The sequence below is a fragment of the Mesorhizobium sp. M2C.T.Ca.TU.002.02.1.1 genome, assembly GCF_003997225.1.
Genome location: NZ_RZTO01001190.1, coordinates 1 through 1,309, shown reverse-complemented (window position 1 = coordinate 1,309; position 1,309 = coordinate 1). Strand labels below are relative to the sequence as shown.

General features: G+C 68.8%; 2 protein-coding genes. Both read right to left on the bottom strand.

What is annotated here, in order from left to right; translation table 11 throughout:
- Nucleotides 1-729: M20/M25/M40 family metallo-hydrolase (locus tag EOD07_RS34630; protein ID WP_164772852.1), on the bottom strand; the 729-nt coding region annotated here is incomplete at its 3' end.
- Nucleotides 726-1,309, bottom strand: a 584-nt coding sequence (locus tag EOD07_RS34625) for an ROK family protein (RefSeq protein WP_164772851.1), incomplete at its 5' end; no start/stop codon positions are given. The genes EOD07_RS34630 and EOD07_RS34625, both read right to left, overlap by 4 nt.

The following is a 1,309-nucleotide window of genomic DNA, read 5'->3' as shown; positions in this document are numbered from 1 at the left end:
GTCCGAGTGCTTCCACAGCGCCGTCATGGCGGCATGGGCGGCGCGCAGCGCATCCTTGCCGAGCTCCGGCACGCCGAAATAGGCCGACTTGCCGGTGATCGTGATGTCGGTGATGAAGAAGCCGATCTGCGCGGCGTAGACGGCAAGCCGCGTCGGCTCGACATAGACGGTGAAGTCGGGCGCCGCGACCTCGCCGGCCTCGATGCGGCCGACGAAATGCTTGATGCCGGCGGAGACGCCGGTGCCGGGCTGGCCGCTCTCCTCGTCGCCGACGAAAGCGAAGGCGACGTCGCCCTCGAGGCGGATGCCGGCCTTGTCGAGCAGCGAGAGCGCCGCCAGAGAGGCGGTGATGCCCGCCTTGAGGTCGCCGGAGCCGCGGCCCCAGACCGCCCCGTCGATGATGGGCGCGCCGAACGGGTCCTCCCGCTCGGTACCGGCCCAGTGCTCGCGCCAGCCATCGACATGGACGGTGTCGGTATGGCCGATGAAGAGCAGGCGCTTGCCATTGCCGGCACCCTTGCGTTCGCCCCAGATGTTCGGCCTGCCGGGCAGGAAATCCGCGCGGCTCAGGCCGCTCAGCCCCAGCTCGCGCATTTTCGTTTCGAGGAAGCCGACGAAATTCGCCTCGTTGCCGGTGATGCTTTCGCGGCCGATCGCCCCCCTGAACAGAGCCAGCGCCTGGTCGGTATCGAGAACGGCGCGCAGCCGGGTTGTGATGTCGCTGGTCACAGCACGACCTCCTTCAAGGCAGCCGCCTGGGCGGTGGGAAGTGAAATGCGGCCATCCGGCGCGTCGACGCCGAACAGCGTGTTGTGCAACTGGCCAAGGCCGATCGCGGCCGCGCCGATCAGCGCTGCCCGCGCGCCCAGCTCGCCTGCCTCGACCGTGACAGGGTAGGGGAAGCAGAGCGATATCAATGCTTTGACGCGTGAGAGGATCTCGGGCCTGAGGCCGATCGAGCCGCCCAGTATGACTTTTTCCGGATTGGCGACGGCGGCGATCGCGGCGATGCCTTGCGCCAGATAGCGCGCCGTCTCGTCGAGCACGGCGAGCGCGGCCTTGTCGCCCGTTGCCGCGTTCTCGAAGATCGCGGGAACCGTGACCTGCGCGCCGGTCAGGGATCTGTAGCGCTCGGTCATCGCGTGCGTCGCCACCGCTCGCTCGAAAGCGCCGGTGCGCAGCGATTCCGCCGCGAACGGATCGGCGCCGATCGGCATGAAACCGATTTCGCCCGCCGCATGGGTGGCGCCGCGCACGAGATGGCCGCCCAGCATCAGGCCGCTGCCGACGCCGGTGCCCAGCGCGATAT